Source organism: Ideonella sp. FW305-24, from assembly GCF_058788035.1.
On the sequence record NZ_JBYTAI010000005.1, the window covers coordinates 48,241 to 72,235 of the forward strand.

Genomic DNA, 23,995 nt, shown 5'->3' on the forward strand with positions numbered 1-23,995 from the left:
ATCGCTCGGGGATTCAAGGCTGCTTGCGGGCCGCAACGACTTCGGCCGGCTGCACCGTCTGGCCGGTCTTGTTGCTCCAGCTGTTCTTGGTGTAGGTCACCACCGCGGCGATCTCGGTGTCGGAGAGCTGCTTCCACGACGGCATGGCGCCATTGTTCTGGCCGTTCAGCAGCACATGGACCTGCACCGTCTTGTCGGCATCCAGCACCTTGGGCGAGCCGTCCAGCGGCTTGATCGGGCCGGCGCCCTTGCCGTCTGGCTTGTGGCAGACGGCGCAGTTGGCGGTGTAGACCTTCTCGCCGCGGGCGATCAGCGCGGCCTGTTCCCAGACTTTGCCCGGATCGTCGGCCTTGGCGGCGATCTCCTTCTTCTTGCCGTCGACCCACTTGCTGTAGTCCTCGGTGGACAAGACCCGCACATGGATCGGCATGTAGGCGTGTTCCTTGCCACACAGCTCGGCGCACTGGCCGTAGTAGTCGCCCACCTTCTCGGCCTTGAACCAGGTGTCGCGCACAAAGCCGGGAATGGCGTCCTGCTTGACGCCGAAGGCCGGCACCATCCACGCGTGGATCACGTCGTTGGCGGTGGTGATGACACGCACCTTCTTGTTCACTGGCACGACCACCGGGTTGTCGACCTTCAGCAGGTAGTTGTCGCCCTGCGGCGCGCCGGCGTCGGACATCTCGCGCTGCGCGGTGTCCAGCGTGGCCAGGAAGCTGATGCCCTCGCCTTCGCCCTTGAGGTAGTCGTAGCCCCACTTCCACTGGTAGCCGGTGGCCTTGATGGTCAGGTCGGCGTTGCTGGTGTCCTTCTCGGCGACCACCGTCTTGGTGGCCGCGAAGCCCATCACCGTGACGATGATGAACGGCACGATGGTCCAGGCGATCTCCACGCCGACGCTCTCGTGGAAGTTCGCCGGCTTGGCGCCCAGCGACTTGCGGTGCTTCAGGATGGAATAGAACATCACCCCGAAGACCAGCACGAAGATCACCAGGCAGACGATCATCAGCCCGTAGTGCAGGTTCTGGATGTCGGTGGCAATGCGTGTCACCGGGGCCTGCAGGTCCATCTGGTTGACGCCCGGGCCACCCGGCAGGTCATTGACCGGCGCCGCGATTGCCGCGCCAACCAGCAGCGGGGCGACCAGCGCCAGGGCTGTGCGCGTGACGTTCTTGCAAAGCATGGTCGTCATCATCATCGTTGTCGTCAGTTCCGTTCCAAACCCATGATCACACTGACTGCCGCAGCGTGCCCCTGATCTTCTCCGTCGTCTCGCACACCCTCAGCCGCGGCGAGCGGACCGCCAGCCCGGCAGCGCATATCGGGCAGTCCGGCCCAGCGGCCATCGCAACCGGGCTCGGCGAGCAGGCTACCGCGAATCGGGGGTCGGCCGCATCAGGTCCAGTACCGCCCCGCGTATGGACAGTGACGCGCGCGCGAACCCGAACAGCCCACACTGACCGGGCCACCGGTCTTCAATCGATCGACCGACGAAGATCCGGGCACCCAGGACTGATCAATATCAATCAGGAAATTCTATCCGAGCCTATTTGCGGCCACCGGACTTGCGCAACATCAATTTCATCGCATCCAGGCCGACGCTGGTCTCAGCGGCCACCTGTGGTCCACGGTCCGGCGCACGGAAGGCGTGACCGTAGACAAGCTCAAGCTCCAGCGCGATGCGGCCGTCAGCACCGGCCCGCGCACGCAATGCCGCGAGCAAGCGCTCGCGCCAGCGTGGCGTGCGCAGGCCGGCGAGGCGCTGTGGCTCGGTGTTGCCGCCCCACTCGCGCAGCTCTTCGAGCAGGCGCGTCGGGTCGGCGTAGGTCAGCGTCAGGACCTCCTGGTCCATCACCGGATCGGCAAAACCGGCCTCGACCATCATGTCGCCCAGGTCGTGCATGTCGACAAACGGCGCATGCGGCAAAGGCCAGCCCGCCGCCACATAGACCGCGCGCAGCATCGCCAGCGAGCCAGGGCCCACGGTCGAGAACATCACGAAGCCATCCTGCTTCAGCGCCTGGCGCCAGGCGCGCAGCGTTTGCGGTGGCTCGGCCTCGTGATGCAGCAGCATGTTGGACCACAGCAGGTCGGCACTCTCGGCAGGCACCGCCGCGGGCGCAACGCGCGGCAATGCGGCGGACGCCCCGCGAAAGCGCGCCCACCAACCGGGGCGCTGCGGCGTGGCAGCGGCATCGCTGGCAGTGGCGTCCACCACGGTGATCGTGGCCTCGGGGTTGGCAGCCACCAGCGCCTCGGACGGCGGGCCGGCGTCCAGCGACCAGTCCAGCACCTGGGCCGGCGTGCGCAGGATCAGGGACAGCCGCTCGGCCATGCGGCGCGCAACCTCCTGATGCAGCCAGGGCATCTGACCAGCCTGAAGACGGCGCTGCATCACGCGGCGCAGGGCGGCTGGATCGAGCCGGGACGAAGAAGCGGACATGGACACCGGCTCGGAGGCTGAGAATTTTTCGGGCGCGCCAGTATATTGAGGCCCACATGTCCTGGCTTGCCACGGGTCGCTGGCCCGCCCCCTGCCCCATCTGCCGCCAGTGGACGCGCGGCGGCCTGTGCAGCCCCTGCCTGCAGCGTTTTGCCGCGCCGCAGAGCCGCTGCACGGGCTGCGGCCTGGCGTTGGCTGCGGACGCATTGACAGCTGCCAGCTCGCAGGCACCGCGCTGCGGCCGCTGCATCGAAGAGCCGCCGCCGGTCACCGGCACGCTGGCCGCGCTGGACTATGGCTTCCCCTGGGACGGCCTGATCGCTGCAATGAAGTTCGGCGGCCGGCCCGAAATGGCCGGGCTGCTGGTCAAGCCATTGCTTGAAGCCATCCAGCAAGACAAGCAGCACAGCGCCAAAGCCGTGGAGCTGCTGCTGCCAGTGCCGCTGTTCGAAAAACGGGCGCAGCAACGCGGCTACAACCAATCCTGGGAACTGGCCCGCCGTCTTGGCAAGGCGCTGGACAGGCCAGCGCACGCGGACTGGCTGCTGCGCTGGCGCGCCACCGAAACCCAGTCGCTTCTGGCCGACCCGGCCGCGCGCCGCGCCAACCTGCGCGGCGCCTTCCTGCTCAGCACCGCCGGCAGCCGCCTGCTGGCCGGCAAGCGCGTGGCGCTGGTCGACGACGTGATGACCACCGGCGCCACCGCGTTCGAGGCGGCACGCACGCTGCAGCAAGCCGGCGCAGCGCAAGTCTGGCTCTGGGTGCTTGCACGCACACCGACCGCGGCGCCGAAGGATTGAGTGCGGCGACAGACGCGACAATGCCGCGATGTTCCGCATCGTGCTCGTCCACCCCGAAATCCCGCCCAACACCGGCAACGTGATCCGCCTCGCGGCCAACACGGGCTGCGCGCTGCACCTGATCGAGCCACTGGGCTTCCGCATGGAAGACAAGCTGCTGCAGCGCGCCGGGCTGGACTATCACGAGTACGCCGCCGTGCATCGCCATGCTTCATGGCAGGCCTTCCTGGACGCCGAGCAGCCCGACCCGGCGCGCTGCTTTGCCTTCACGACCCACGGCCGGCGCCGGCCCAGCGAGGTGGCCTGGCAAGCAGGCGACGTGCTGGTTTTCGGCCAGGAAACCGCCGGCTTACCGCCGGCACTGCGCGAGACCTTCCCGGCCGAACAGCGCCTGCGGCTGCCGATGCGGCCGGATCAGCGCAGCCTGAATCTCAGCAACGCGGTCGCGGTGTCGGTCTTCGAAGCCTGGCGGCAGTGCGGCTTCGAGGGCAGTATCTAAAGCGTTTCGGCGCGGGCATCGCGCTGCATCAGCTGGGTCACGGCCTGGGCCGGCGTGCAACCACCGCTCAGGACCTGGTTCACCGCTTCGCACAGCGGCATGTCCACGCCCAAGGCCCGGGCACGCGCGGTCACAGTGGCGGCGCTGTAGACGCCCTCAGCAACGTGGCCCAGCCGTGCCAACGCGGCCGGCAGGTCCAGCCCTTCGGCCAGTGCCAGGCCAACCTGGCGGTTGCGCGACAGGTCGCCAGTGGCTGTGAGCACCAGGTCGCCCAGGCCCGTGAGGCCCATGAAGGTGTCGGCGCGTGCGCCCATCGCAACGCCCAGGCGTGACATCTCGGCCAGCCCGCGGGTGATCAGCGCGGCGCGGGCGTTCAGGCCCAGGCCCAGCCCGTCTGCGATGCCGGTCGCAATCGCCAGCACGTTCTTGACCGCCCCGCCGACCTCGACCCCGATGGGATCGGGCGACATGTAGACGCGCAAGGCGCCGCCATGGAAGGCATCCACGGCCAAACGGGTCAACGCCTCGTCGGCACTCGCGGCGACCAGTGCGGTCGGCAATCCCGCGGCCACTTCCTGCGCAAAGCTGGGGCCGGACAGCACGCCTGCGCGCGCATTCGGCAGCTCCTGCTCGGCAATCTGGTGGCCCAGCAGCCCGCTGCCGGCCTCGAAGCCCTTGCAGAGCCAGAAGACCCGCGCCTGTGCCGGCAGCGCGGCCAGCGTGGCGCGCAGGCCGGCCATCGGCGTCGCGACGATGAACAGACCGTCATCGGCTGCATGCGCCATCGCTCGCGCCCAGTCGGCGCTGGGCAACAGGCCAGCCGGGAACGCAAGCTTGGGCAGGTAACGGGTGTTGCAGCGCGCAGCGGCCATCTCGGCCACCTGTGCCGCGTCCCGCGCCCACAGCAGCACCTCGTGGCGCTGTGCGGCGGCAATCGCCAGCGCAGTGCCCCAGGCACCGGCGCCAAGCACCGTGATGCGCAGCGGCGGCGCAGCGCTTGGCACGAGGATCAGTTGATCGCTGCGGGGTTGCCTGCGGTGCCGGCAGCGGCTTGCGCCTGCTGGGCTTCGAACATGGCCTGGAAGTTGACTTCGGCCAGCAGGATGGGCGGGAAGCCGGCGCGGGTGCAGACGTCCGAGACGATGGCGCGCAGGTACGGGTAGATCATCTGCGGGCAGACCACGCCGACGATGCCCGACAGCTGCGCGTCCGGCACGTTGCGGATCTCGAAGATGCCGGCCTGCTTGGCCTCGACCAGGAACAGCGTGCGTTCGCCGACCTTGGTGGTCACAGTCGCGGTGACGCTGACCTCGAAGATGCCTTCGGCGATCGGCTCGGCGCCCATGCCCAGCTGGATGTCGACTTGCGGCTGCTGCTGCTCCAGCAGGATTTGCGGGGAGTTCGGTTGCTCCAGCGACAAGTCCTTCAGGTACATGCGTTGCAGCTGGAACACGGGGGTCTGGTCTTGTTCGGCCATGAAGCGCTTTCGGGAAAAGACAAAGCCCGCCCCGGGATGGTGGCGGGCTGCGGGCGGCATTATGGCGCAGCGCCTGTGACACTGGCCAAGGCGCAGCGCCTGTGACACTGGCCAAGGCGCAGCGCCGCAGGGCCTGCACCCGGCCGCGGACGGGTTTCAGGACTTTTGCAGCAGAGGCTGCAACCCACCGCGCTGGTCCAGCGCCATCAGGTCATCGCAACCGCCCACATGGGTGTCGCCAATGAAGATCTGCGGCACGGTGCGGCGGCCGGTGCGTTCGATCATCAGGTTGCGCTGCGAGGGCTCCAGGTCAACGCGGATCTCCTCGATGGATTCCACGCCGCGTTGCTTCAGCAAGGCCTTGGCGCGGATGCAGAACGGGCAGACCTGGGTCGTGTACATCTGGACTTTGTTCATGGCGTCAGCTTTGGTCAGGACAGGCCTGAATTGTCCGCCGCGGCCCCTCGGCTTGCAGGGCCGCACGGCAAGGCCGCAGGCGGCATCAGGACATGCGCCGGCACAAGCCAGCCCAAGCCCACTCAGGCCTTGCTGGTTTCCACCGGCAGGTTGGCCTCGCGCCAGGCGCGCATGCCGCCGGCCAGCACCTGCACGTTTTCATGGCCGCGCTGGCGCAGCAGCGCAGCGGCCTTGTTGGCCCGTGCGCCACTGGCGCAGACGACCACGAGCGGCAGGGTCTTGTTGGACGGCAATTCCTTGCCGGCCTTCTCCAGCGTGTCCAGCGGCACGCTGCGCGCACCCACCACATGGCCGGCGGCGTATTCGGCCGGCTCGCACACGTCCACTACCACGGCCTTCTCGCGGTTGATCAGGCGCACTGCCTCGGCCGGCGAGACGCCACCACCCTGCGCCCCCCGGCGCAGCGACGGCAGGGCCAGCAGCCCGCCCGACACCAGTGCGGCAGCGATCAGGTACCAGTTTTGAACAAAGAATTCTTGCGTGCTGCCCATGGCGTGTCTCGGCGGCCAAGGGCCGTAAGGAAAGGAATCGCGAATTATAGAATTCGGGCCTTTGCAGCTGCCACCAGCGCGCCACACCGCGCCCCAAAAGTCCATGTACAAGCTCGTGCTGATCCGCCACGGTGAATCCACCTGGAACCTGGAAAACCGCTTCACCGGCTGGACCGACGTCGAGCTGACCGACACCGGCGTGGCCCAGGCCCGCGCCGCTGGCGAGCTGCTGAAGGCCGAGGGCTACGAATTCGACGTCACCTACACCTCGGTGCTCAAGCGCGCGATCTGGACGCTGTGGCACTGCCTGGACACGCTGGAGCGCACCTGGCTGCCGGTCGTCAAGGACTGGCGCCTGAACGAGCGCCACTACGGCGGCCTGCAAGGCCTGAACAAGGCCGACATGGCCAAGCAGTACGGCGATGCACAGGTGCTGATCTGGCGCCGCAGCTACGACACGCCGCCGCCCGCACTGGAAGCCGACGACCCGCGTGGCCAGCGCCAGGACGTGCGCTACGCCAAGCTCTCGCCCGAGCAGGTGCCGCTGACCGAATGCCTGAAGGACACCGTGGCCCGCGTGATCCCGTTCTGGGACGACACGCTGGCCCCGGCCATCAAGTCCGGCCAGCGCCTGCTGGTTGCCGCGCATGGCAACTCCATCCGCGCGCTGGTCAAGTACCTGGACAACATCTCGGACGACGAGATCGTCGGCGTCAACATCCCCAACGGCATCCCGATGGTCTACGAGCTGGACGCCGACCTGAAGCCGATCAAGCGCTACTACCTGGGCGACGCCGAAGCCGCCGCGGCCGCTGCAGCCGCCGTGGCGAACCAGGGCAAGAAGGCCTGAAGAGCTGTGGACGAGGGCCGGGCGCGGCTTCAGGTGTCCAGCCGCTGCTGGATCTGCTCGCGCAGTTGTTCGGCCAGCGCGCGGCGGTCCATCCCGGCGGTGGGCAGCAGCGGCAGGAAGTGCACCTCGACCGCCAGGCCGCGCGCCGACGCGATGCGCCAGATGCTCTGGATCAGCGAGGTGTCGCCGATGTATTGCGCCGCCACGCTGAAGCCCAGGCCAGGCTCGCGGTAGCGCAACACCACAGGCTGCACCGGCGCGCCCACGCTGATGGCCGCCTGCAGCAGGTTGGCATGCATGGGCAACATCGTCGGACCCGGACCGGTCGTGCCTTCAGGGAAGATGGCCACGCTGTCGCCATCGCGCAGCGCCTCGGCCACCTGATGCACCACGCGCAGCGCGTCGCGCTTGCGTTCGCGCTCGATGAACAGCGTGCCCACGCCGTAGGCCAGTGTGCCGATCATCGGCCAGTGCGCCACATCGGACTTGGAGACAAAGCGCGCCCGCGGCAGCGCCGCATGCACACAGGCAATGTCCAGCCACGAGACATGGTTGGCGGCGATCAGCGCAGGCTCGGCGGCAGGCTCGCCATGCACCGTCAGCTGCATGCCGATCATCGCGAACAGCCGCAGGCTCCAGGCCTGCACCGCCACGTGCCGCTGGGCCTGCGTCATGCCACCGAACTGCAGCTTGATTAGCACCAGCCCACGCATCACATGACCGAAGAGCCGGACCATGCGCGCCAGCGCCGTGAGGCCGTTCAGCAGCCCCCCCTCGGCACCAGGCACGGCGCCCTGCACTGCATCGCCCGCCATCAGGCCAGCGCGGGCGCCTGGTAGGCCAGGTGGCCGGCCACCAGCGTGGCGCGCACCTGGCCTGGCAATGCCGTGCCGCTGGTGGCGAAGTCGAACGGCGTGTGCTTGCCCTGGCTCTTCAGCACGCCGGGCTTGACCTGCCACAGCGCATCCGGGTCGAACAGGCAGATGTCGGCCACGCCGCCTTCGACCAGCTGGCCGGCGCTCTGCACCAGCGAGCCCAGCGTGTCGCCCAGCACCTGCACCGGCTTGCTGGTGATGCGCGAAAGCGTCTCGGGCAGGCTCAGCTTGCTTTCCCGGCCCCACTTCAGCGCCATGCTGAGCAGCAGCTCCAACCCGGTCGCGCCCGGCTCGGCCTCGCCAAACGGCAAGGTCTTGGCATCGGCATCGACCGGCGTGTGGTCGGACACCAGTGCGTCCAGCGTGCCGTCGGCCAGCGCGGCGCGCAGCGCTTCGCGGTCCTTCTGCTGGCGCAGCGGCGGGTTCAGGCGCATGGACGAGTTGAAGTAGCCAATGTCCACGTCGGTCAGGTGCAGCGAGTTGATGCTCACGTCGCCGGTCACCGGCAGGCCTTCGGCCTTGGCCCGGCGCAGCAGCTCGACACCCGCAGCGCTGGACAGGCGGCACAGGTGCACCCGCGCGCCGGTCACGCGCACCAGCTCGAAGATGGTGTGCAGCGCAATCGTCTCGGCAATCACCGGCACGCCCGACAGGCCCAGCCGCGTGGCCACAGCGCCGCTGGCCGCGACACCGCCGCCCAGCGAGCCGTCCTGCGGCCGCAGCCAGACGGTGTAGTTGTAGGTCGCCGCGTACTGCAGCGCGCGCTGCAGCACCTGGGTGTTGGCGATTGGCACCTCGGCCTGCGAGAAGCCGACGCAGCCGGACTCGGTCAGCTCGACCATCTCGGTCAGCACCTCGCCCTGCAGGCCGCGCGTGAGCGCCCCCAGCGGGAACAGCCGGCACAGGCTGAGCTTGCGGGCACGGAACTTCAGCATGTCGACCAGGCCGGGCTCATCCAGCGTGGGGTCGGTGTCCGGTGGGCAGACCAGGCTGGTGACGCCGCCGGCCGCCGCCGCGTTCAGCTCGCTCTCCAGCATGCCTTCGTGCTCATGGCCGGGTTCCCGCAGGCGCGCGGCCAGGTCCACCAGGCCAGGGGCGACCACCAGTCCCTTGGCGTCGATGTCGCGATCGGCCTGGAAATCAGGCGAGACGCTGCCGATGGTGACGATGCGGCCGTTGGCCACGGCCAGGTCGGCCAGCTCATCGCGGCCGGTGGCGGGGTTGAGCACCCGGCCGTTGCGGATCAGGACCTTCATGCTTCGTTTCCTGCAAGGGTGGACATCACGGCCATGCGCACGGCAATGCCGAAGGTGACCTGCGGCAGGATCACGCTGTGCGTGCCGTCGGCCACAGCCGAGTCGATCTCCACGCCGCGGTTGATCGGGCCGGGGTGCATCACGATGGCGTCGGGCTTGGCCAGCGCCAGCTTCTCGTCGGTCAGGCCGAAGCTCTTGAAGAACTCGCCGGCGCTGGGCAGCATCGCGCCGCTCATGCGTTCGTTCTGCAGCCGCAGCATGATGATGACGTCCGCGCCGCGGATGCCTTCGGCCATGTCGTGGCAGACGCGCACACCCATCTCCTTCAGGTCGCCGGGCACCAGCGTCTTCGGGCCGACCGCGCGGATCTCCGGCACGCCCAGCGTGGTCAGCGCGTGGATGTCGGACCGCGCCACGCGCGAATGCACGATGTCGCCGACGATGGCCACGGTCAGGTTGAAGAAGTCCTTCTTGAAGTGCCGGATCGTGTACATGTCCAGCAGGCCTTGCGTCGGGTGCGCATGCCGGCCGTCACCGGCGTTGACCACGTGCACATGGGGCGCGCAGTGCTGGGCGATCAGGTAGGGCGCACCGCTTTCGCTGTGGCGCACCACGAACATGTCGGCGTGCATGGCCGAGAGGTTGGCAATCGTGTCCACCAGGCTTTCGCCCTTGGCGGTGCTGGACTTGGCGATGTCCAGGTTGATCACGTCGGCCGACAGTCGCTTGGCGGCGATCTCGAAGGTGGTGCGGGTGCGCGTGCTGTTCTCGAAGAACAGGTTGAACACGCTCTTGCCACGCAACAGAGGCACCTTTTTCACGTCGCGGTCATTGACCGACAGGAAGGTGCCCGCGGTGTCGAGGATCTGCGTCAGCACCGCTTTTGGCAGGCCTTCGATCGACAGCAGGTGGATCAGCTCGCCGTGTTTGTTGAGCTGCGGATTTCGCTTGGAGAGCATCAGTGCTCCTCTTGGACAGTGAAGGTGAAACGGCCATCGTCACCGCGGGCCAGCGACAGGCGCTGCGCTGCGGGCAACACGATGCGCGCGGCCGCGTAGGCCGGCTGCACCGGCAGCTCGCGCCCACCGCGGTCGACCAGCACCGCCAGCTGCACGCTGGCCGGGCGGCCGTAGTCGAACAACTCATTGAGCGCGGCGCGGATGGTGCGGCCAGTGAACAGCACGTCGTCGACCAGCAGGATGTGGCGGCCGTCGACCGGAAACGGCAGCTGCGTGCTGGTGATGCTGGCGGACATGCCGCGCTCGCCGAAGTCGTCGCGGTGCAGCGAGCTGGACAACACGCCGTGGCCGCCGGCCAGGCCCAGGTCGGCCTGCAGCCGCTCGGCCAGCCAGGCGCCGCCGGACCAGATGCCGACCAGCGACAGCTCCGGCCGCAGCAGCGCACGTACGCCTTGCCGCAGCTCGGTGTAAAGCGCCTCGGCGTCGAGTGAAAGGGTGCTCATGAAAGGTGCTCCCGAAAGAACTGCTCAAGAATCAGAACGGCCGAGGCGGCGTCGGCGTCCGCCGCACCTGCGGCCAGCGCCTCGGTGGTCGTGTAGCGCTCGTCCACCTCGTGCACCGGCAGGCCGTAGCGGCCCTGCAGCTGGCGCGCGAAGCGCCGCGCGCGGCGGGTATTGTCGTGTTCGGCGCCGTCCGGGTGAAAGGGCACGCCGACCACCAGGGCATCGGGCTGCCATTCCTTGATCAGCGCCGCGATGGCCGTGAAACGCGCATCGCCCTCGGCGGCGATGGTGCGCAGCGGCTGGCCCTGGCGCAGCAGCGCCGAGCCGGTCGCCGTGCCCACCCGCTTCACACCAAAATCAAAGGCCAGGAAAGAGGAGGATGACGAAGCGATGCGCCCTGGCGGCGTCATGCATGCCCCGCTTCGGTCGACAGCATGCGCGGGTCGATGCCCAGCTCGGCCAGCGCGCGGCGGTAGCGGTCGGCCACGGGGGTGTCGAAGATGATCTCCGGCGTGGCGTCTACCGTCAGCCAGTTGTTGCGGCCCAGCTCCTCTTCGAGCTGGCCGGCCGACCAGCCGCTGTAGCCCAGCGTGATCAGCACCCGCTTCGGGCCCTGGCCATTGGCCAGCGCTTCCAGCACGTCCTTGCTGGTCGTCATGGACAGGCCGCCGGGCACGCTCAGCGTGGAGTTGTAGGCACTGCCGTCGTCGTTCTGGCGATCGTGCAGCACGAAGCCGCGCTCGGTCTGCACCGGGCCACCGTAGAAGACCGGCTGCGCACCCAGTCCTTCTTCATCCAGCGCCAGGTCCACCTTCTCGAACAGGTTTTTCAGCGTGATGTCGATCGGCTTGTTGATCACCAGGCCCAGCGCGCCTTTCTCGCTGTGCTCGCACAGGTAGATCACGGCACCCGCAAACGCGTCTTCGGCCATGCCGGGCATGGCGATCAAAAACTGGTTGGTGAGGTTGATGCCGTCGGCCGCCATGGCCGGCATTCTATTTCAGGGCCGATCCCCGCACTGTTTCCGGCCCCGCCGGAAATTCAGAAGACACTGCGGACCATGCACAATTCCCTGGACCGGGCGCTGGTATGGTTCCGGCGCGACCTGCGGGCGGACGACCATGCTGCTCTTTACGCCGCCTTGCGTGCCGCGCGCCAGGTCTGGTGCGCCTTCGTGTTCGACGACGAGATCCTGGCGCCGCTGCCGCGCGCCGACCGCCGCGTCGAGTTCATCCGCGACAGCCTGGTCGACCTGGATGACCAGCTGCACAGCCTGGGGCTTTCGCACGGCGTCCAGCCGGTAAGGCTGATCGTGCGCCACGGCCAGGCCCGCGCGCTGCTGCCGCAGTTGGCTGCACAACTTGGCGTGCAGGCGGTGTTCGCCAGCCATGACGACGAACCGGCCTCGCTGGCACGCGACAACCAGGTTCGCGGCGAATTGGCCGCGCAAGGCGTGTCGCTCTACACCAGCAAAGACCATGTGGTCTTCGAGCGGGCCGAGGTGATGACCGCCACCGGCACGCCTTACAGCGTATTCACGCCTTACAAGAACGCCTGGCTCAAAAAGCTCACGCCGTTTTTCGTCAAGGCCTGGCCAGTGGCCCGCCATGCCGGGGCGCTGGCGCCATGGCCGGCCGAGCTGGGCGAACCCGGCGTGCCGGAGCTGCACGACATCGGCTTCGAGCGCACCGACCTGCACCAGATGCGCCTGCCTTCGGGCAGCAGCGGCGCCCACGAGTTGCTGGCGGACTTCCTGGCCCGCATTGACGCCTACGACCGCGCGCGCGACTTCCCCGCCGTCAAGGGCCCGAGCTACCTGGGCCCGCATCTGCGCTTTGGCACGGTTTCGATCCGCCACCTGGCGCGCGAAGCCTGGCAGCGCATGCAGGCCGGCTCGCGCGGTGCCGAGGTGTGGCTGTCCGAACTGATCTGGCGCGATTTCTATCACCAGATCCTGCACCACCACCCCCGCGTGGACGGCCACGCCTTCAAGCCGGAATACGACCGCATCAAATGGGCACACGGCAAGGAAGCCGACGCGCTGTTCGAAGCCTGGTGCGAGGGCCGCACCGGCTATCCGCTGGTGGACGCGGCCATGCTGCAGCTCAGCCGCACCGGCTACATGCACAACCGGCTGCGCATGGTGACGGCCAGCTTCCTGGTCAAGGACCTGGGGCTGGACTGGCGCCGGGGGGAGGCCTGGTTCGCACGCTGGCTGAACGACTTCGACCTGGCTGCCAACAACGGCGGCTGGCAGTGGGCCGCGTCGACCGGCTGCGACGCCCAGCCCTACTTCCGCATCTTCAACCCGGTCTCGCAGAGCGAGAAGTTCGACCCCGAGGGCAAGTTCATCAAGCGCTACCTGCCGCAGCTGGCCGCGCTGTCGGCCAAGGCCATTCATGCGCCGTGGCAGGCCTTGCCGCTGGAACTGGCTGCTGCTGAAGTCACGCTGGGCGAGAACTACCCGCTGCCCGTCGTCTCCCACGATGAGGCGCGCGAAGCAACGCTGGCGCGCTTTGCCGCTGCGCGTGGCGGCCCGGTCCAGGCCAGGGACAGCCCGCCGCGCAAGACCAGCAAGCGGTTGACGGCGATCCGCAACCACTGACGCGCCGCCAGCGCGTCGGTCGCAGTGGGCGCGTCAGAACAGCTCGACGTCGCTGGATTTCTCTTCGTCGGCCAGCAGGCCGTCGCGCCGCAAGGCCTCGCGGCAGCGCACCTGGTTGCGGCCGTTGTGCTTGGCGTAGTAGACCGCCTGGTCGGCGCGCTCGACGGCCGCCGTCGGCGAGTCGCCTGTGCGCACGTCGGTGAAGCCGATGCTGACGGTGATGTGCTTGACCTGCGGGAACAGGTAGGCCTCGACGCGGGTGCGGAAGCGCTCGAAAGCCAGCATCGCGTCCTGCTCGTTGCCGCAGCGCAGCAGCAGCACAAACTCCTCGCCGCCGAAACGGTAGAGCTGGTCGTAGAAGCGGAAGCTGCCGCGCATCACCCGCGCCACCAGCAGCAGCACCTCGTCGCCTATCAGGTGGCCAAAGCCGTCGTTGACCAGCTTGAAGTGATCGATGTCCACGACGGCCAGCCAGTAGCGCAGCGGCGATTCCCGGCGGCGCGCTTCGTCGTCGGTCAACACCGCGACCGGCAGCGGCGCCGAGGCGCGGTAGAAGGATTCGTCGAAGCTCTTGCGATTGAGCAGGCTGGTCAGCGTGTCGCGCTCGCTGTAGTCCAGCATGCCAAGCTGGTTGCGCATCACCTGCAGCAGCGCCAGCGCATGCTTGCGCATGGTCGGCGTCAGCGCCTGGGCCGTCTCCAGCTCGATGATGGCCACCGGCGTTTCGTCAACCCACAGCGGGAACAGGCTGGCGGCCTCGGTCGGCCGCCAGGCGCGTGTCTGCTGCGACAACAGGCAGTCACGCCAATCGGGCCGCTCGTCGAAACGCGGCTGGCCACGCAGGTCGGCCCACAGCGGCTCGATCTGCACCTCGGTGTGGCCGCCATCCGCTGCAGCCTCAACGTGGGCCCGCATCAGCCAGCGCCGTCCCGGGTCTTCGCCCACCAGGCGGTGCAACGCGACCCGGCGCGCACCGGAGAGCTCGGCCAGCGCGCTGAGCAAGCTGACATCGAGCGCGTCCCGGTCCCGAAGGCCGGTCAGTTCGGCGAGCCGTTCGACAATCGGTCGCATCGACAGCGCGGTTGCATGAACCCCCTGCTCCAACCGTCTATGCCTGGCGCCCCTTGCGCTCAGGCCGCAGCCGTCTCGCCAGCATAGTCGCGCACGAGCGAGAGCAGCAAGTCTTCGTCATAGGGCTTGCCCAGGTAGTGGTTCACGCCCAGCTCACGCGCATGCTCCTGGTGCTTCTCGGCAATGCGCGAGGTGATCATCACGACCGGCAGCTTGGCCAGGCGAGGATCGCTGCGCACGTTGTGCACCAGGTCGAAACCGTCCATGCGCGGCATCTCGATGTCGCACAGCATCACCGCCGGCGCTTCATCGGCCAGCTTTTCCAGTGCGTCCAACCCGTCCTTGGCCAGCACCACGCGGTAGCCTTCGCGCTGCAGCAGGCGCTGCGTCACGCGGCGCACCGTCAGCGAATCGTCGACCACCATCACCAGCGGCGCCAGGCGCACCGGCTCGACCACTTCCGGCAGCACCGCGTGGGTCGCGGCATCCACCGGCGCAGCCAGCAGGCGCTGGCGCACTTCGGCACCGTACACCGCCGTCAGCGCCACCGGGTTGTAGATCAGCACCGTGTCACCGGTCGGGAGCAGCGACATGCCGGCGAGACCCGGCAGGCGCGAGAGCTGCGGCCCGAGGTTCTTGACCACCACTTCCTGGTTGGCCACGACCTGGCTGACGTGTACCGCAACCAGCTGGGCCGCCGAGCGCACGACCACCACCGGCAGGCTCTTGCCTTCAACCGGCCCGCGCAGCGACTGCTGCAGCAGGCTGCCCAGCCAGAAGAACGGCACGTCGACCTCGCCATGGCGCAGCAGGCCCGTCTGGTAGGCCGCCTCGACCTCGGCCGCCGGCACGCGGCGCACCATGTCGACCAGCGTCGACGGCAGCGCCACGGTCTGCGCGCCGGAATTCACCACCACCACCTGCGTCACCGCCGTGGTCAGCGGCAGCACCATCCGGAAGGCCGTGCCCTGGCCGGACGAGCTGGCGGTTTCGATCCGGCCGCCCATCGCGGTCACCTCGGAACGCACCACGTCCATGCCAATGCCACGGCCAGCCAGCTCGGTCACCTGGTCGGCAGTCGAGAAGCCTGGCGTGAAGATCAGGCCAGCCAACTCTGCTTCGGTCGGCCGGCTGTGCTCGTTGAGCAGGCCCATCGCGGTGGCGCGTTCGGCAATGCGGGCCAGGTTCAGGCCGGCACCGTCGTCACGCACCTCGATCTGCACTTCGTTGCCAGCCTGGCGCAGCGTCACGTCAATCGTGCCGCTGGCCGACTTGCCCATGGCCTCGCGCAGCGAGCCGCTTTCGATGCCGTGCACCACCGCATTGCGCAGAAGGTGCTCGAACGGCGGCGCCATGCGGTCCAGCACCGCGCGGTCCAGCTCGATGCCGCCGCCCTGCAGGTTCAGGCGCACCTGCTTGCCGGACTCCTTGGCGGCCTGGCGCACCACGCGGTAGAGCCGGTCGGACAGGGTGTCGAACTCCACCATGCGCGCGCGCAGCAGGTCGTCCTGCAGGTCGCGGTTCAGCCGTGCCTGCACGGCCAACTGGTCTTCGGTGTCCTGCAGCGTCTGCTGCAGGCCGCGCTGCACGGTGCCCACGTCGTTGACCGACTCGGCCATCATGCGCGTCAGTTCCTGCACGCGGGTGAAACGGTCCATTTCCAACGGATCGAAGTCCTGCTTGGAGTGGCGGGCCGCTTCCATGCGCGTGGCCATCTGGGTTTCGGCCTGCAGCTCCAGGTCGCGCAGCTGCCGGCGCAGCCGCTCCAGGTTGTCCGTCAGTTCCTTCAGGCCCAGCTGCATCTGGCCCATGTCGGATTCGATGCGGGCACGCGCAATGCCGACCTCGCCGGCATGGCTGACCATGCGGTCCAGCAGCGGCGCACGCACGCGCACCGAGCCGGCTGACGCCTGCTCGACCGGCAGGCCCGCCTGCACGCCTTCGCGCAGGCCGGTGCGGCGCGCCAGGCGCTGCCAGTCCACCTGCACCACGGCCGGCAGCTCGGCCGGCACTTCGGCAACAGCCTCGGCCGGCTGCAGCGGCTGTTCGGACACGAAGTGCTGTTGCGGTGCCTGGAAGGTCAGCGCATCGCCTCGCAGCGGCGCCAGTTCGTGAGGCCGGTCCGTCGTGTTGGCGAAGCCCATGGCCTGCATTTCGGTGTCGCCCATGTGGCGTGAGATGCCGTCGCCCGGCACCGCCGAGCCACCGCCCAGGCGCAGGCGCTGGAACTCCTCGTTCAGCGCGTCCACGCCCTGGTGCAACTGGGCCAGCACGGCGGCATCCACGCCACCACGCACGGTCAAGCGCTCAATGGCGGTTTCCAGCCGGTGCGCCAGCTCGCCCAGGCGCATCGCGCCGGCCAGCCGGGCGCCGCCCTTGAAGGTGTGCAGCGCGCGCAAGGCGCCAACACCCGCGTCCAGGTCGTCCGGCAGACGTTCCCACTGGCGGATCTGTTCGGCCAGCACCGGCAGCAGCTCTTCGCCTTCTTCGACAAAGATCTCGAAAAGCTCGTCGTCGATCGCGTCGCGCGCTTCCAGGTCCTCGGCCAGAGAAGCCGTGGCGCCCAGGCGCTCGCTGTCGCCACGCGACGGCGTGGCATGGGTTTCCGGCGCAGGTTCGGCGGCCAGCGGCTCCAGCGCGCTGAAACGCACCTCGCCCAGCGGGTTCAGCGACGCCATCTGCGTGACCGAACCGCCAAAGCCGTCGTCCGGCTCGTCCTGATCCTGGTCCAGGTCGTGCTCAGCCTCAGAAAGGCCTTCCAGTTCGGCAGCGCGGCTGTTGTGCTGCAGGGCGTCGGCTTCCTCGTGGCGGTCCAGGCGCTCGATCAGCTCGATCGGCACCGGCTTCAGGAAGCCAGCAGCGAACTGGTGCAGCAGCCGGCGAATCTCGTCGGCCACGTCCAGGTACAAGGCGGCCTCGGCCTCCTGACCCATGCCACGGGCGCAGGAACGCTCCAGCGCATGTTCCAGCCGGTGCGCCAGCGAAGACAGGTCCTGGTAACCCACGGTGGCCGAATTGCCGGCCAGCGAGTGGGCCAGCGCCACCGCGGTGTCGCCCACCGGCCGGTGCAGTTCGTGCTGCCACTCGGACAGCGCCACCGTCAGGCGGCGCGACTGTTCGTCGGCCTCGTTGAGGAAGATGTTGAACAGCGTGATCTGGATGCGCAGCGGGCCAACCACCTTGTAGCGCTCGGCATCGTCGACCGGTGCGTCCAGCGCGGGCGCTTGCGACACCGGTTCAGGCTGCGTTTCCAGCGGCTGCGCCGTGACCGTCGCATCTTCCAGGTCCAGCTCAAGGTCAACCTCGGGCAGGCGCAGGTCGCCGCCCGCCTGGTGCGTGGTTTCGGGCCAGTCGTTGGGTGCGTACTCGTCCTCGGCGGTCACCAATGGCAGCGGCGGCTCGATCACATCGCCTTCGAGCAGCGAGATCGCCTGCACAGCTTCGGTGTCGACCAGCGGCGCCTGTTGCGGCTCGCCGAACTCGGGCAACGGCAGGTCCAGGTGCTCGGCGTCCAGGCCCGCCTCCAGCTGCGGTGCGTCCAGTGCCTGGTCCAACACCGGCAGCTCGATCGGCTCGAAAGGCTGGGTCAGCTCGGCCGGCGTCCAGTCCGGCTGGTCTGGCAGTTCCAGGACTTCCGGCACATCGGCCGGGGCCTGCGGCTCGAAGGTTTCAGGCAGGCTGGCCAGCGGTTCGAGCGGCGCGGTTTGCTGGGCCCAGTCGGCCGGCGCTGCATCGCCTTCCAGCGCGTCCAGGTTCAGGTCCGGCAGATTGAGCTCGGTCAGGTCCGCAGGGCCACGGGCGAGCACCTCGCCCATCGGCAGCGGCGCGTCGTCGCCGGCATCCAGTTCCGGCTCCGCCCCGGCTTCCGGCAGCCAGTCGCCGGAAGCGGCCAGCGCTTCGGACAGCGCGGGCGGCTGGGCTTCGGGCAGCACGTCGCCGTCCCACACGTGGTCAGGCACCGGCATGGCGTCGCCAGCGGGCAGCAGTTCGCCAGGCAGGCTGTCGATCGGCTCGAAGCCGGACACTTCGCCTGCTGCCAGCGGCGGCAAGGCTTCGTCGGACAGTGGTTCCGGCGGCAGCTTGGCCACCGGCATGGGCTCGGCAAACGCTTCGTCGAAAGCAGGGGCTGTCCACTCCGGTGCCGGCGGCTCGATGGATTGCAGCGGCACGGCGGCCGGCTGGCGCAGGGCCAGTGCGGCAGCGATCAGGGCCGGGCCCACGTCGGCCGGCGCCTGGCCGGCGGCAATCGCCTCGACCCACTGGCGCAGCTCGGCCAGCGCCTGGGCGGTGAAGTTCTGCAGCGGCGGGTCGGCCTGCACGACGGCGTCGGCCAGGCGGGCATTGAACAGCTGTTCGCAGGCCCAGGCGGCATCGCCATACGCCTTCAGCCCGACCATGCGCGAGCTGCCCTTGAGGGTGTGGAAGGCGCGGCGCACGGCCGTCATCGCTTCGAGGTCCTGCGGCTCGCGCGCCAGCCGGGCCAGCGCTTCGCCGGCCTGCTCGATGACTTCCTGTGCCTCTTCGATGAAGACGGCCTGCATGTCGTCGTCATCGTCCAGCGGCATCTGCTTGGAGGCCGACGCTTCGGCCGGCGGCTGGCTGGCAGCTGCCAGGTCCGACAAGGCTTGCACCACGTCGGCCCGTGCGGCCTCTTCCTCCACCGCGTCCTGGGCCTTGGCCAAGGCCTGGCGCGCCTGCGTGGCGGCCACGGCCAGCGAAGGCTGGTCGGCAGCCACGGCCTGGTCGGCCAGGCCTTCGAGGTGGCGGCCCAGGTCCTCGTTGGACAGCTCGTCCTTGGCCGCGTCGCGGGCCAGGGTCTGCAGCTGGTCGGCCAGGCGCGGCTCGACGGCCGGCTCGGCAGCGGCGCTGCGGGCCCGGCCCATCAGCGCCGAGAAGCGGCCGGTGTCGGCGTCGAAGCGGAACAGCGACTTGGCCAGCTGCGGCTGAACGCCCAGCATGTCGATCAGGAAGGACAAGGCGCCGAGGTTGTCGGCCAGTTCTTCGGTGGCCTTGGCGGCATCTGCATGCTGGTCGATGACGGCATGCACGTCGTCGCGCATGCGCTGCACCGCCTGCGCGGCCTGGTCCAGGCCCAGCACCGACAGCACGCCGCGCATCGCACCCAACTGGCCGGGCACACCCAGCAGCACGTCGCGCTGTTCGGGCTCGCGGTTGAAGCGGTCCAGCTGCTGCTCGATCTCGGCCAGCGAGGCGCGCAGCTCCTGCACCACGCTGCCCATGGACTGGCGGTCCGACACGTCGCGGTACAGGTCTTCGACCCAGGGTTCCAGCGGCGCGGCCGGCAAGCCCTTGGACGCGGCCTCCAGCCGGTCGGCCAGGCGCTGGATGCGGTGCTGCAGCTCGGGCTGGTCAGGGTCCACTTCGTCCAGCGAAGCGTCCAGGCACAGCAGCGTGGTGGCAACTTCCATCGCCAGCTCGGGCCGCGGCGCCTCGCCACGGCGCACGGTGCTTTCGAGCGCCGATTGCAGCGCCTGCGCGAGGCGTGCGCCGTCGGGGTAGATCTGGTGGATCGAGTCGGCAACCAGCGTGGACTGCTCCGGGATGCCGGGCATCGCCGCCAGCTCGCCCGCAGCCACGGCCGACCAGGTTTCCTTCAGCGCGGCCACGCGGCGGCGCGCCACCGGCACCAGCGCCGGGTCGAAGCGGCCCAGCGGGCTCTGCTCGTAGTCCACCTCGGGCAGTGGCTGCAGCTGGTGGCCATTGACCACCGCGGCCAGGCGCGGCGCATTGACCGCCGGCTTGGCGCGGGCGCAGAAGAACAGCAGGTCCTGCAGCAGGCGATCCGGCACTTCGGTCTGGCCACGCTCGGCAGCGCGCAGCTGGGCCAGCAGGCGCGAGGCCATGCGCTTGGCGTACAGGTCGGCCGGCAGCAGGCCCTGGGCCTGGGCTTCGAAGAAAGCGGCGGCCAGCGCCCACAGCTGGGCCAGCCGGCCGTGGCCGGCATCCGCCAACTGGCCAAAGCGCTCGCCAATGCGGCGCGAGGCTGCGGCATCGCCACGGAAATACTTCAGCAGCCTGGCCTCGATGGCCTGGCGGATCTGCGCCTCGGGCAGAGCCGAAGGCGCATTGTCCGAAGGCAGCGGCAGCGCAGGCGTGTCGCTCCACAGGTCGGCCGGGTGCACCCGCTCGGCACCGGCCAGCACCAGCACGTCACGGTACTGCGGGAACAGGCTCAGCTCGGAGGCCGGCTTGCCGGCCAGTTGGCGGCGCAGGTAGTCCAGCACCGCAAACGAGACACGCTCCAGCGTCTGCACCGCTGCCAGGTCGAAGGTCGCCTGACCAAGGCTCAGCCGTTGCAGGGCCTGCTCGCTGCCGCGCAGCAAGCGGGCCGGTGCGGCCACGCCGATCAGTTCCAGTGCGCCCACGCCCTGGTGGATCAGGCTGCGGGCCTGCAGCAAGGCGGTCGGGGCGCTGCCGCCTTCGTCGCCCGCCGTGCTTTCAAGACTGCGCAGATGGCGGCGCAAGGCCTTGTGCGCGTTGTCCAGCGTGCGGCGGAGTTCATCCTGAACCCAGGCCAGCGCGCTCAGGTCACCCGGCAGTTCGTGGTCTTGTGCTTGGTCCATGGTGTTGCCGGAATTCCTGTCCATGAAATGAGCCCGCCGGACCCGCCGCGTGTTCGCGTCAGGCCCGGCTCTGGCTTTGAGTCACCGCGTCGGCACCGCCGACCCGCGAAAACACGACCCCCAACAGGCCGTGCAGCGCATCCATCAGGCGATCTTGAACCGGTCCACAGACTGGCGCAATTCGTCCGCCGAACGCGACAGGTCATGGACCATCTGAGCGGTCGAGCGCGTGCCCTCGCCGGTCTGCTCGGTCACCGCGAAAATGTGCTGGATGTTGGCGGCCACCACGTTGGCGGACTCAGCTTCGCTGCGCGCTTCGCTGGAAATGCCTTCAATCAGCGACGACAGTTCGCGCGTCACACGGTCGATGTCGGTCAGTGCGCTACCGGCCGCGTCGGACAACTGGGCGTTCTGCACCACACCTTGCGTGGACTGTTCCATGGCGGCCACGGCGTCCTGGGTGTCGGTCTGAATGGTCTTCACCAGCGCTGCGATCTGCCGCGTCGCATCAGCCGAGCGTTCGGCCAGCCGCTGCACTTCTTCGGCAACCACCGAGAAGCCCCGGCCCGCTTCACCGGCCGAAGCGGCCTGGATGGCGGCGTTCAGGGCCAGCACGTTGGTCTGCTCGGTAATGTCGGAAATCAGCTCGGTGATTTCGCCAATCTCCTGCGAGGACTCACCCAGCCGCTTGATGCGCTTGGAGGTTTCCTGGATCTGTTCGCGCAGCGTGTTCATGCCGCCAATCGTGTCGGCCACCGCCTTGCGGCCGGTGGTCGCCGCGTCCAGCGACTGGCGCGCCACCGCCGCGGTCTCCTGCGCCTGCGCAGACACCTGGTTAATCCGGGATGCCATCTGCAGCACCGACTCGCCGGTTTCACGAATCTCGCGCAACTGTTCGGTCGAGGCGGCCAGCAGCTCGGTCGAGGTCTGTTCAACCTGCTGCGTGGTGTCCGTCACCCGGGCCGCAGTGCCCTGCACCGAAGCCACCAGGCTGCGCAGTTCTTCCACCGTGTAGTTCACCGAGTCGGCGATGGCGCCGGTGATGTCTTCCGTCACCGTGGCCTGCTGCGTCAGGTCGCCTTCAGCCACCGTCTGCAGTTCGTTCATCAAACGCAAAATCGCGGCCTGGTTCGCATCGTTGACGCGCTTGGCTTCACGCTCCTGCTCCTCGGCCGCGAGACGCTGGCCTTCGGCCTGCTGGGCACGCAAGGCCTGGTTGCGCACATACAAGCGCAGGAAGCCGACACCGCCGGCAATGATGGCCGCTGCCGACAGCAGCAAGGCCAGCAGGTAGCCAGCGCTCAGGCCGCCCTGGCCTTCCAGGCTGGACTGGACCTGTTCCAGGCCTTTTCGCAGCGGCTCGGAGTCGGCCACGATCACGGTCTGGGCTTCACGTGCCGAGACCAGGCCTTGCAGGTTGCCAAGAATGGCGCTGGCCTGCGCCCGCGTCTGCTCGTACTGGGCGACCAGCTGTTCCAGCCGTTCCTTGGTCTGCGGGTCCTTGGTGCCAGGCAGGCGCAGCTCGGGGTTGCCGTGCAACAGGCCGTCGGCGATTTCGCGGAACGAATTCAAGTCCTTGCCGAGCAGGAACACGGCCTCGGGGCTCACGCCCTCCAGCGTCAGGAATTCGTTGGCGCTCTTGCCGATCCGCTGGGTCAACATCACCAACTGGCCGACGGCGGACAGCTCGGCCGCCGAAGCGTTGGTCTGCAGCTTCAGCGAGGACACCGTTTCAGCGGTTTCCAGCAGGTCGGACGACTGGCGGTTGATCAGGCGCAACGCCTGGCCGACCTGCGTCAGCACCGTCTGCTGGGCCAGCACGATGCCGGCGTTCTTCTCGGCGCGGTCCACCAGCGGCAGCAGCGGCGAGACCACTTCCTGCGTGGCCGCGGGCGCGGCGGCCAGCGTTTCGCTGCCGGCGCTCAGGCCGCGCACGTTGCGCGCCAGCACCTCGCCGCTCTCGCGCACTTCGGGGAAGGCCGCAGGGCTGCCGATCAGCGCCTGCGAGACCGATTTCGCGAGCCGCTGCGACTGCATCAGCGCCTGGCCGGTGGCGGACAGCTGGCTGGCCTGGCGGTTCGCGGCGCCCAGCGCCAGCGCGCCGGTGATCACGAACACCGCCGCACCACCGCCGATCAAGCCCAGCAGCAGCCGCTGCTGCTCCAGCGCCGGACGCCGGCCGATCAACGGCAAGCCAGTGCTGGCCTCGCCGAAGGTCGACAGCTCGGGCGCCAGGCGCGAAGCGGCAGCCTCTTCTTCGCTCACCTCGGCAACGGGCGCAGCCGGAGCAGCGGCCGCGGCCAGTGCAACATCGGGCTCGATCGCCGCCTGGGCCTGCTGGCCCAGGCGCTGGTCGATCTGGCTCAGCAGCAGGTCGACTTCCTGGTCGGCATGGGCAGCCACGGCAGGCGTTGCGGCCGGCTGAGGCACGGACTCGGCTCGGGACGTCTCCTCCTCGGTCGGGCGGGCACCAAACTTGTCCTTGAACTGATCGAGCAGGCTCATGTCTTCCTCACAGGGGTTGCCGCAGCAAGCGGCAGCAGGGGACCGCCATCGTCAGGCGGCCACATCCAGAAACAACGGATCGTGGACCAGCGCAGACAGGTCCAGCTCATCCCACACACGGTCTTGAGCGCCCCGCCACTGGCGCGGCGCAAAGGCCGGCCTCGGCGTGTCGCCCTCCGGCAGGCGCTGCAGCTGTTCGCTGTCACGCAAGCCCGCCAGACGGTCGATCAACAGCGCGCAGTTCACGCGCATCGACTGGTTCAGCACCACCAGCTGGCCGCCGGTACGCGGCGCGACACCCGGCTGCGGCTCGCGCAGGCCCAGGAAGACGGCCAGGTCCAGCACGGCATGCAGCTGGCCGCGCACATTCGCCACGCCGGCCAGCCAGGGCACCGCATGCGGCACCGGCGTCACGACGCTGGCGGACTGGATCTCGCCCGCCTGGCCCAGCGGCAGCAGCAGGCCAGCGGAGCCGCATTCCACCGCCAGCCACCCGGCTTCACGCGGCTGCTCACGCGCCGCCTGCAAGCGGCTGGCAAGCCGGAGTTGCAATTCCCTGAGGGCTTCCTTGTTGGACATCGTTGTCGCGAGCGGGCCGGG

The 23,995-nt window shown here is 68.9% G+C and carries 20 protein-coding genes; 4 read left to right on the plus strand and 16 right to left on the minus strand.

Annotated features, from left to right (window positions below):
* Window positions 1–13 precede the first annotated feature (13 nt).
* Window positions 14–1,183 (minus strand): cytochrome c oxidase subunit II, encoded by a 1,170-nt coding sequence (gene coxB / locus AC3WR5_RS14845; RefSeq protein WP_492485891.1) that lies wholly within the window; start codon window positions 1,181–1,183, stop codon window positions 14–16.
* Between the two features lie 363 nt (window positions 1,184–1,546).
* Window positions 1,547–2,443, minus strand: coding sequence for a methyltransferase domain-containing protein (locus AC3WR5_RS14850; RefSeq protein WP_492485539.1), 897 nt, complete (start codon window positions 2,441–2,443; stop codon window positions 1,547–1,549).
* A 56-nt stretch (window positions 2,444–2,499) separates the two neighbouring features.
* Between AC3WR5_RS14850 and AC3WR5_RS14855 the strand changes: the two genes are divergently transcribed.
* Both AC3WR5_RS14855 and trmL read left to right on the plus strand, forming a co-directional pair.
* On the plus strand, window positions 2,500–3,243 hold the full coding sequence (locus AC3WR5_RS14855; RefSeq protein ID WP_492485540.1) for a ComF family protein: 744 nt from the start codon (window positions 2,500–2,502) through the stop codon (window positions 3,241–3,243).
* A 28-nt stretch (window positions 3,244–3,271) separates the two neighbouring features.
* Complete coding sequence (gene trmL / locus AC3WR5_RS14860; RefSeq protein ID WP_492485541.1) at window positions 3,272–3,742, plus strand: tRNA (uridine(34)/cytosine(34)/5-carboxymethylaminomethyluridine(34)-2'-O)-methyltransferase TrmL; 471 nt, start codon at window positions 3,272–3,274, stop codon at window positions 3,740–3,742.
* On the opposite strand, the gene AC3WR5_RS14865 is transcribed toward trmL, so the two are convergent.
* The 4 genes from AC3WR5_RS14865 to AC3WR5_RS14880 form a co-directional block, all read right to left on the minus strand.
* Window positions 3,739–4,725: an NAD(P)H-dependent glycerol-3-phosphate dehydrogenase gene (locus AC3WR5_RS14865; protein WP_492485892.1), complete on the minus strand. Its 987-nt coding sequence runs from the start codon at window positions 4,723–4,725 to the stop codon at window positions 3,739–3,741. The two genes, trmL and AC3WR5_RS14865, sit on opposite strands and share 4 nt — an antisense overlap.
* 26 nt (window positions 4,726–4,751) lie before the next feature.
* On the minus strand, window positions 4,752–5,219 hold the full coding sequence (secB, locus tag AC3WR5_RS14870) for a protein-export chaperone SecB (RefSeq protein WP_492485542.1): 468 nt from the start codon (window positions 5,217–5,219) through the stop codon (window positions 4,752–4,754).
* A gap of 156 nt (window positions 5,220–5,375) precedes the next feature.
* Window positions 5,376–5,636, minus strand: coding sequence for a glutaredoxin 3 (gene grxC / locus AC3WR5_RS14875; RefSeq protein ID WP_141288503.1), 261 nt, complete (start codon window positions 5,634–5,636; stop codon window positions 5,376–5,378).
* A 122-nt stretch (window positions 5,637–5,758) separates the two neighbouring features.
* Window positions 5,759–6,187 (minus strand): rhodanese-like domain-containing protein, encoded by a 429-nt coding sequence (locus tag AC3WR5_RS14880; protein ID WP_141288504.1) that lies wholly within the window; start codon window positions 6,185–6,187, stop codon window positions 5,759–5,761.
* Between the two features lie 103 nt (window positions 6,188–6,290).
* Here AC3WR5_RS14880 and gpmA point away from each other — a divergent pair, with 103 nt between their 5' ends.
* Entirely contained in the window at window positions 6,291–7,037 is a 747-nt protein-coding gene (gene gpmA / locus AC3WR5_RS14885) for a 2,3-diphosphoglycerate-dependent phosphoglycerate mutase (protein ID WP_492485543.1), read from the plus strand.
* Between the two features lie 29 nt (window positions 7,038–7,066).
* On the opposite strand, the gene AC3WR5_RS14890 is transcribed toward gpmA, so the two are convergent.
* Genes AC3WR5_RS14890 through AC3WR5_RS14915 form a run of 6 tightly spaced genes read right to left on the minus strand, consistent with a single transcriptional unit; the run spans window position 7,067 to window position 11,615 of the window.
* A complete protein-coding gene (locus AC3WR5_RS14890) occupies window positions 7,067–7,852 on the minus strand; it encodes a lysophospholipid acyltransferase family protein (RefSeq protein WP_492485544.1) in 786 nt (261 codons plus the stop codon).
* Window positions 7,852–9,168, minus strand: coding sequence for a dihydroorotase (locus tag AC3WR5_RS14895; protein WP_492485545.1), 1,317 nt, complete (start codon window positions 9,166–9,168; stop codon window positions 7,852–7,854). The genes AC3WR5_RS14890 and AC3WR5_RS14895 overlap by 1 nt, the downstream gene beginning before the upstream one ends.
* Entirely contained in the window at window positions 9,165–10,127 is a 963-nt protein-coding gene (locus AC3WR5_RS14900) for an aspartate carbamoyltransferase catalytic subunit (RefSeq protein ID WP_492485546.1), read from the minus strand. Before AC3WR5_RS14900 ends, AC3WR5_RS14895 begins: the two co-directional genes overlap by 4 nt.
* A complete protein-coding gene (gene pyrR / locus AC3WR5_RS14905; RefSeq protein ID WP_492485547.1) occupies window positions 10,127–10,630 on the minus strand; it encodes a bifunctional pyr operon transcriptional regulator/uracil phosphoribosyltransferase PyrR in 504 nt (167 codons plus the stop codon). The genes AC3WR5_RS14900 and pyrR overlap by 1 nt, the downstream gene beginning before the upstream one ends.
* Window positions 10,627–11,040, minus strand: coding sequence for a Holliday junction resolvase RuvX (gene ruvX, locus AC3WR5_RS14910; RefSeq protein WP_231010232.1), 414 nt, complete (start codon window positions 11,038–11,040; stop codon window positions 10,627–10,629). Before ruvX ends, pyrR begins: the two co-directional genes overlap by 4 nt.
* Window positions 11,037–11,615, minus strand: coding sequence for a YqgE/AlgH family protein (locus AC3WR5_RS14915; protein ID WP_492485548.1), 579 nt, complete (start codon window positions 11,613–11,615; stop codon window positions 11,037–11,039). The genes ruvX and AC3WR5_RS14915 overlap by 4 nt, the downstream gene beginning before the upstream one ends.
* Before the next feature lie 75 nt (window positions 11,616–11,690).
* On the opposite strand from AC3WR5_RS14915, the gene AC3WR5_RS14920 reads away from it, so the two are divergent.
* Window positions 11,691–13,235 (plus strand): cryptochrome/photolyase family protein, encoded by a 1,545-nt coding sequence (locus AC3WR5_RS14920; protein WP_141289476.1) that lies wholly within the window; start codon window positions 11,691–11,693, stop codon window positions 13,233–13,235.
* A gap of 33 nt (window positions 13,236–13,268) precedes the next feature.
* Here AC3WR5_RS14920 and AC3WR5_RS14925 read toward each other — a convergent pair whose 3' ends face one another.
* The 4 genes from AC3WR5_RS14925 to AC3WR5_RS14940 form a co-directional block, all read right to left on the minus strand.
* A complete protein-coding gene (locus AC3WR5_RS14925) occupies window positions 13,269–14,306 on the minus strand; it encodes a GGDEF domain-containing protein (protein WP_492485549.1) in 1,038 nt (345 codons plus the stop codon).
* Between the two features lie 59 nt (window positions 14,307–14,365).
* Window positions 14,366–20,890: a hybrid sensor histidine kinase/response regulator gene (locus AC3WR5_RS14930; protein WP_492485550.1), complete on the minus strand. Its 6,525-nt coding sequence runs from the start codon at window positions 20,888–20,890 to the stop codon at window positions 14,366–14,368.
* 144 nt (window positions 20,891–21,034) lie between these two features.
* Window positions 21,035–23,395 (minus strand): methyl-accepting chemotaxis protein, encoded by a 2,361-nt coding sequence (locus AC3WR5_RS14935; protein ID WP_231010231.1) that lies wholly within the window; start codon window positions 23,393–23,395, stop codon window positions 21,035–21,037.
* A gap of 51 nt (window positions 23,396–23,446) precedes the next feature.
* On the minus strand, window positions 23,447–23,974 hold the full coding sequence (locus AC3WR5_RS14940) for a chemotaxis protein CheW (RefSeq protein WP_141287807.1): 528 nt from the start codon (window positions 23,972–23,974) through the stop codon (window positions 23,447–23,449).
* Window positions 23,975–23,995: the final 21 nt, after the last annotated feature.